Source organism: Martelella sp. HB161492 (assembly GCF_013184775.1).
Classification (GTDB): Bacteria; Pseudomonadota; Alphaproteobacteria; order Rhizobiales; family Rhizobiaceae; genus Martelella.
This window is the reverse complement of sequence record NZ_JAATVV010000009.1, coordinates 228,750-235,981: the sequence shown is the minus strand read 5'-3', so window position 1 is coordinate 235,981 and position 7,232 is coordinate 228,750. Positions and strand designations below refer to the sequence as shown.

The following is a 7,232-nucleotide window of genomic DNA, read 5'->3' as shown; positions in this document are numbered from 1 at the left end:
AAACACGCCCGCAACGGCATGCTGTCGCCCGTCGACTTCGAACGACAGCAGAAAATCTAAACCGAGGGTGTCTACAAAACCCGGGGCTATTCACGGGGCTATTCATTGACCGATCGACGTAATGCCGGCTTTCGTCCAGCAGCATTTCGATCACCAGACCGTCGAGCTTTGTGGCTGCACCAAGCGCCGCCTCAATCTCGACCGCCAACCGGTCAAACTCGATATCTGGATCTTCGGCCTTGAAGTGGACGATGATATCGATCGGCAGGCGCCGGTCATAACCATCCTCGCCATCCGGCCCGGCACAGGGGCGAATGGTTGACGTTTCCTGCTTTTCCGACCATGTGGCCGAAAGCCGGGCGAGAAGCGCGTCAAAGATCTGTGTCCGCATATGCGCCATCTAGCGCAGCGAACGGATCCGTCCGGAAGGCACGGCGACTGCCGAAGCGATACCACGCGTAAATCCGCGTTCTGTGGAGGATCCTCAAGTTCGCCTTCGCCAGTCGGGCGCGCCGCCGCTCTGCTCAATCCTTTCTACTATCCGATTAAGGACGTGCCAGGCGCAGGTCAGCTTCGCGGCTGCTCCGGACGGAACTCTCCGCTGCCTATGCCGCTGGTGCTGGGCTGCTGAGAGTCATCCCGGCCAGTTCGATCACCAGCGCTGGGCTGCTGCATCTGCAGCTGTTGCGCATGTAGTTGTCTTATTGAGGTTATGAGACTATTGGCTCTTTCCCTGACGACACGGTGTATATTTTCGTTCATCCGAAGTCTTACGGCCGCCCTCTCCACCATTAGCGCAGCCGCGTCTGCCGCTTCTTCCTTCGCGCGCGCTCTCGGGTGTTGTGGCTTCCAAGTTGGAGGTCGCCGCGGTCCTTTCATCTTCGCAACTGGCTGCGGGTCTCGCGGTCGCTGCGCTGCTGGGTTTCCCGCTATTGGTTGCGGCGCTCGTGGTTGCTGTGAACCAGCATTTCTCTCGATCGGCATTCCGAAATCTCCATAGATGTTTTTATGTATTCATTATGTTATTATCGGATATTAAATTGAAGTTTTATTTTTAAAATTTAGCAAGACCGAACATTTCAAGCAAAAATAATTAGTAAACCGCAGATTAATCAACGTTGTAAAAACGATTTCAGAAAGAAATATTCCATGCAATTTTACGAATAATCCATTTATATTACAAAATTACACAACCAAAGGCAGCCTTACCGATCGCTCTGAATTCCCTGACGCCACCGGAATGGCAGCACATAATTGTCCTTCTCCAACTTCAACCAGCCTCTTCCCCGGCCGCCTCCGCATCCCCGTTCGACGTCTTGTAATCCACCACATAAGTCAGCGCGCCAATCCCGAGCGATATCCCAGTCGCGCGGTCGACATAATGCCGGCTTTCGTCCAGCACCATTTCGATCACCAGACCGTCGAGCTTGATCGCCGCGCCAAGCACCGCCTCAATCTCAACCGCCAGCCGGTCAAACTCGATATCGGGATCCTCGGCCTTGAAGTGGACGATGATATCGATCGGCAGGCGCCGGTCGTAACCATCCTCACCATTTGGCCCGGCACAGGGGCGGATGGTTGCCGTTTCCTGCTTTTCCGACCATGTGGCGGTCAGCGCCGGCAGAAGGCTCTCGCGGATTGCTTCGGTGCGGGCGCGCTTGACCTTTCCAGCGCCGGAGAATTCCGGGATCGCCGAAAGCCGGGCGAGAAGCGCGTCAAAGATCTGTGTCCGCATATGCGCCATCAGACATTGCCTTTCAGGAACAGCACCTTCATGGCCCGGCCATCATCGGCCTGGTTGGCAATCTCGAAGGTCTTGCCGTTGATCTGAACGCTGTCACGCTGGCTTTCGAGATCATCAAGGCCGGTTGCCGGAACGCTGAGCGTTTGCGTGATGCCCTCGACATCCTGGCCAAATTCGTCGCCGAGATCGCGGCCGATCTTTTGCCGCAGGATCCCGCGCATCGGCTTTGCTCTTCAGCCAACCCGACAGCTTCTCAGCATATGGATCAAGCTTGCTCGGCCGTTCCGGCACAGTGAATGGCGGCTCGATGGTGCCGGCGCTCAGATACTTGGCGATCGTGTTGCGTGACAATCCGGTTCGTCGGCTGATCTCGCGCACCGACAACTTCTCGCGCAGTGCCATCCGCCGGATGATGTTTAGAAGTCCCATGTGGATCACTCCGTTGCCCCCGTCGCTAAAGGCGTTGGGGAAAGGTTCACATGGCTCAATTCTCAATGGAAATTATCCGCCTAACCGGCTCAGTTCTGCGTGGAAACCAACACGCTGCCCGACTGTAGCCGTATTCGCCTGGTTTCGGACAATCAGATATCCGCCGGCAAGGCCAGGGCCCAGACAGAAAGGCCCGGCAATGCCGGGCCTTTCCGTTGATCGACAAAAGCCGATTAGAAGTCGCGCTGCAGACGGAACCAGCCGCCGAAAGCGTCGTTATAGGGGTTCGGCAGGTCAGCATAGCGCAGGTTGAGCTTCGCATGGAAACCGTCAACGATGGTGTAGTCAAACAGGGCACCGGCTTCCCAGTAGCTCTTGTCATCCATCGTGTCAGCCTTGGCCGTGGTCCACTGAACAGCCGGGGTGATCTTCAGCTTGTCGGTAGCGTTAAGAGCGTAACCGGCAGCAACGGCCCATTCGCTGTAGAGACCATCGGGACGATCAGACGAAGAGAACCAGCTGAACGAGTTGGCATAGGCGTTGTAGCCGGAGCTGTACTGAGCACCAAGGTTCAGCTTGCCCGGTCCAAGCGCAAATTCGCTCATCAGACGGAGCGAGCCATCCTCATTGTAGGTATCATAGCCGCCGTCCAACTTCATGCCGACGCCGCCAGCCCTGAAGCCGACACGACCCGAAACGCCGAGCTTGGCCATGTCGTTGTTGCCGGTGTAGTCAACCATATCGGGATCGAGAGCGTCGAGCGACAGGCCTGCGACATAGCCGTCACCAAGGAAGACATAACGCATCGAGTTGAAGTAGGTGTTGCCGGAAAGGTGATCGATTTCACCGAGCAGACCTTCATCCCAATAGGATGCAAAGTAACCAGCCTGGAAGCCGCCCAATGCCAGATAGGTCTGGTCAAGCGAAACCTTTGAACTCGTACCATCGCCATAGGCATAGGTGTTAAGCTCGATGTCGCCGGTCAGAACACCCAGTTCGGTGTCCGTCTTGGAGCTTACAGCCAGGTGTGCCTTCGTGAAGACGTCCCAACTTGCAGAATCCGACGGAGACGTCACAAAATCGACCTGAAAACGAACATAGCCGCCAACATTCAGGCAAGTTTCTGTGCCAGGAATGTAGAAGTAGCCCTTACCGAAGGCATCACATACTTCAACATTATTCGTCGCCGTGGGTTCCACGACAACAACCGGATCCGCGGCGTAAGCGCCGGACGCTGTCACGATAGCGGCAGCAGAACCCAGAAATAAGCTCTTTACGTTCATAATGATCTCCAAAGTCCATAAACGAGGAGGGTGTCCCGCCAGGGGGGGGGCCTCAGCATCTCATGTGTCAGAAGGGAACAGGAGTTTTGCTCCCGTTCGAAAGTGATGTTGCTGGACACATTTCATGTTCGCAACCGCAAGACATGTTTTTAGAAGCTTACGCGTTACAAATTAGGTGTATGTTGCAGTAAAACCACAAAAACCCTTATTTTTCAGTAATTTATTGTAACAAAAAACAGCTTTTGATTGATTGCGCACTATTTTTGCGAGTATTAATTTTATTAGCAAACACGAAAATAGGCCCGTTTCGACGCAGGATTCGTGATCGCTGCTCCCTGCCCCTCCGGTGCGCGATCGTCCTGAAGGCCGCCGCAGAAGCTGCGGCCATGGCCGCTGCGCCTGTCCCTGCATCGGCGGAAACCGGACATGGCAAAGAAAGCGCGTGATGTTCATGAGAGCTCTGGCAAGTTCAGCGGACTGAACGTCAGTTTCGGTTGGCCCTGCCGATGCCAGCTCGGGCGATCGTGGTGCCGGAACGACAAAACACTCTGCCGGCCGGAAGATACAAAGGCTTCCAGCCGGCAGAGCTGCCCGGCAATATGAATAGTCCGATTTTCAGGGGCTAATCTTGATAGTGGTGATCGTTTTAGTAAGTCTCAGGTAAGATATGATTTTTGAAAATGGCTTTAGTATTCAGTAGCGGCATTGCTCACAGCTTGACGATCAACAGGCCAAGCACGGCACCGAAGGCGGCAAGCAGATAGAACCATCGCCGGTTATAGATCGGGGTTGGACGATAACACGCACCACAGCGCGATGCGCCAAGGCGCAGCTTATGCCCGCACGTACAGCCAAACAGGCGCTTGTGCGTTTTCTTCGGCGCTCCAGAACTGGTCTGCCTGGTCCTGACAGCAGATGTCATGACTTTTTTCCTCGGTTGAATCGCCCGGTTGATGACAGCGTCTTCATTGCGCAGACCGATCTGCGAAGACGCCTCTGAGGGCTGCGACAGGGCAAGAGATAGGACCAACACAGAACTGACAAAATACCATATTTATGGTATTGGCGACGAACCTTCCGCGTGTCAGAAACAGATGTAGAAACGTGACATAGCGGTGCTGGCGCGTCTTTCCCGTCTGGCCGTCACGCACGATGTCGCGCCGAGTGTTTCAGGATGACCATCAAACCAGAAGAGCGTGATGCAGACCTTTCGCCGCCGGCCCAGAAGGCCGGAGGCGCAGCCTTATGCAGGATCATTCTCAGCGAGGACGATCCGATCATCAGGGAGCGTCTGTCTAAACTGATTTCAGCCTGGCAGGACGGCCTGCTACTTGCCTCCTGCGGCACGCTTGCCGAGACGATCGAGGCGATCAGCACCCACGATTTCGACCTGCTGATAACCGACCTCAACCTTCCTGATGGCAATGGCATAGAGGCCATCGAAGCGCTGCGCATCGCGCGGCCCGAGGCGCAGGCCATGGTGATCTCGGTTCTTGCAGATGACCGGACCGTTCTCAATTCCATTGAGGCCGGCGCGACCGGCTACCTGCTGAAAGATGCCGATTTCACCGATCTCATCGAGGCGATCACGGATCTGATGGCAGGTCGTTCGCCGATCTCCTCACGCATCGCGCGCATACTGGTAAAGCGCCTCTCCGCCGGCACGCCGGAGACCAGCCTGCCGGATAACGGCCCGAAGCTGACGGATCGGGAAATGGACATTCTCTGGGGCATCTCCAAAGGGTTCACCTATGCCGAACTTGCCCAGCGGCTGGAGATATCGCGCCAGACCGTACCGGTTCACATTCGCAACATCTATCGCAAACTGCAGGTCTCCAATCGATCCGAAGCGGTCTTTGAAGCGGCGCGCCAGGGGCTGATCAAGCTGTGACCATCACACATGCAGCCGCAACGCCGATCCGGGAAAGCTGGAGTGCCTTTCGCGGCAGTGTGTTCTGCGCGCTCCTGCCCGTCATTCTGACGACCCTGCTGCTCGCAGCGCTCCCCCATATCATCACCCTGCCCCTGCCGCCCGGGGCAACCGTCCTTGATCATGCGACCATTGAAAAGGCCGGTGCCCTGCCGATTGCCGTATCCCTGCCGCGAAGCTGGCAATTATACGGAACGCCGCCACAGGCCTCCGTCACCTACCATCTGGAATTTCCTGCCTCGGCCGTGCCTGAACGAGACCCCGTCCTCTTCATCCCCTCGTTTCGCCAGGGGGTCGATGCACGGCTCAACGGCACTCTGCTTGAACCGCAAGCCAGCAGCTTCTTCTCGACCGAGCGCAACGGCAGCTACTATCTGGCGGCAATCCCCCAGCAGCTTCTGCATGCCGGCAGCAACAGCCTTGAGATCAGCCAGAAACGTGTTGACGGCTGGATCTCCGCCTATCTCTCGCCCGTTTACCTGACCACCGCCGGCGCGTTGCAGCCCTACCAGAAATTCTATGATTTCATCATCGAGCAATGGCGGGCCGCATCTCTGGCGCTGCAGGCCATGATCATGATCAGCGTCATCGCCATGACACTGCTGCGCCCGCGTGACAGAGTCTTTTACTGGTTCAGTCTGATGATGCTGGTGAGCTTCCTGTCAACGGTTGCAGGTTATCTCCTGCCCGCCAGAGAGACCGAGGCCATGCGGCTCTATCTGGGGCTGGCGCAGATGACCGTGAGCCTGCTGACGATCGGCCTGGCGCTTGCACTTGCCGAGCGCCCGCGCCCGGCCAAACTGACAATTGCAATCATCGCCCTGCCCGTCCTGCTCCTGATCCTGGGCAGCCAGAAACTTCTGCCGATCCCCGTGGTGATCCTTCTCGCAGCGCTGATGAGCATAGGCATCATGGCGCTGTCATCGACCATTGTTCTGGAGCATTATGTCCGCACACGGGACTGGATCTCGGGCATCATCGCCATTCCCTTTGGCCTCAGCATCCTGTTCGGTCTGAATGATATGAGCATGATGTTCGGCCTCGGTCAGGGCACACGCATGCTCTCCCCCTATATTCCGGCGGTCGCGCCACTGGCGATCATGTCGATCCTGACCGGACGGCTTGTGCTGAGTCTGAAACAGGTGGACGGCGCCAATGCGTCCCTTCAGCGCCAGATGGCCGATCAGGAAAACGAACTGCGCCGGCTGCATGAAAAGGACAGGGAACGCAGCGCCCAGGCCATTCTCGAACAGGAACGCACCCGGCTGATGAGCGATCTGCATGATGGCCTGAGCGGCCATCTGGTCTCGATCATCGCACAATCCGAGAAATCCGATGCCGATCCCGGTGCAATCGGGGTCTCGGCGCGCGAGGCACTGGATGATCTGCGACTGGTCGTTCAGTCCCTCGATCTCGGCGATGATGATCTGCGCGTCGCACTTGCAAGCTTTCAGGAACGCTGCGGGCCGCAATTGCGAAGGATCGGTGTCCAGCTGGACTGGTCGACCGAAGCCATGCCGCCGGTGACCGGGATCACCCCCTCCAGTGCGCTTGCGATTCTGCGCATCCTCCAGGAAGCCGTGACCAATGCGGTCAAGCACGGACCGGCAACCCGCATCACAATCCGGGCTCAAGCCGATGACAAGGGAGCAGCCATTATTGTCGTTGAAAACGACATCCGCCGCGCCGTGCCGCCTTCAGGCGGCTATGGCCTCAGCAACATGACAAAACGGGCCCGCAGTTTCGGCGCTGAGATCAGCTTCGAGCGCGGCGCCAAAGTGGCCAGGCTGACGCTGCATCTTCCGCCGACGCTGCGTCCCTGACACCTCACCTGCCGGCCAATCGC

At 57.1% G+C, this 7,232-nt stretch carries 7 protein-coding genes and 1 pseudogene; 3 read left to right on the top strand and 5 right to left on the bottom strand.

The window, feature by feature from the left end:
• Nucleotides 1-121: 121 nt before the first annotated feature.
• Nucleotides 122-322, top strand: a complete 201-nt coding sequence (locus HCK86_RS16435; RefSeq protein ID WP_176085561.1) for a hypothetical protein — start codon at nt 122-124, stop codon at nt 320-322.
• 948 nt (nt 323-1,270) lie between these two features.
• Here the strand turns inward: HCK86_RS16435 and HCK86_RS16430 are convergent.
• From HCK86_RS16430 to HCK86_RS16415, 5 genes and pseudogenes are all read right to left on the bottom strand, one after another.
• Entirely contained in the window at nt 1,271-1,744 is a 474-nt protein-coding gene (locus tag HCK86_RS16430) for a hypothetical protein (RefSeq protein WP_176085560.1), read from the bottom strand.
• Complete coding sequence (locus HCK86_RS16425) at nt 1,744-1,965, bottom strand: hypothetical protein (RefSeq protein ID WP_176085559.1); 222 nt, start codon at nt 1,963-1,965, stop codon at nt 1,744-1,746. Before HCK86_RS16425 ends, HCK86_RS16430 begins: the two co-directional genes overlap by 1 nt.
• 13 nt (nt 1,966-1,978) lie before the next feature.
• Nucleotides 1,979-2,173 (bottom strand): annotated as a pseudogene (locus HCK86_RS24115) (IS21 family transposase); the annotation flags it as partial.
• Nucleotides 2,174-2,406: 233 nt separating this feature from the next.
• Nucleotides 2,407-3,456 (bottom strand): porin, encoded by a 1,050-nt coding sequence (locus tag HCK86_RS16420; RefSeq protein ID WP_176085558.1) that lies wholly within the window; start codon nt 3,454-3,456, stop codon nt 2,407-2,409.
• Nucleotides 3,457-4,165: 709 nt separating this feature from the next.
• A complete protein-coding gene (locus HCK86_RS16415; RefSeq protein WP_176085557.1) occupies nt 4,166-4,378 on the bottom strand; it encodes a hypothetical protein in 213 nt (70 codons plus the stop codon).
• 252 nt (nt 4,379-4,630) lie between these two features.
• Between HCK86_RS16415 and HCK86_RS16410 the strand changes: the two genes are divergently transcribed.
• Both HCK86_RS16410 and HCK86_RS16405 read left to right on the top strand, forming a co-directional pair.
• Entirely contained in the window at nt 4,631-5,347 is a 717-nt protein-coding gene (locus HCK86_RS16410; RefSeq protein ID WP_176085556.1) for a response regulator transcription factor, read from the top strand.
• Nucleotides 5,344-7,209 carry an ATP-binding protein gene (locus HCK86_RS16405; protein ID WP_176085555.1) on the top strand — a complete coding sequence of 622 codons (1,866 nt, stop codon included), beginning with the start codon at nt 5,344-5,346 and terminating at the stop codon, nt 7,207-7,209. Before HCK86_RS16410 ends, HCK86_RS16405 begins: the two co-directional genes overlap by 4 nt.
• The last annotated feature ends 23 nt before the right edge of the window (nt 7,210-7,232 follow it).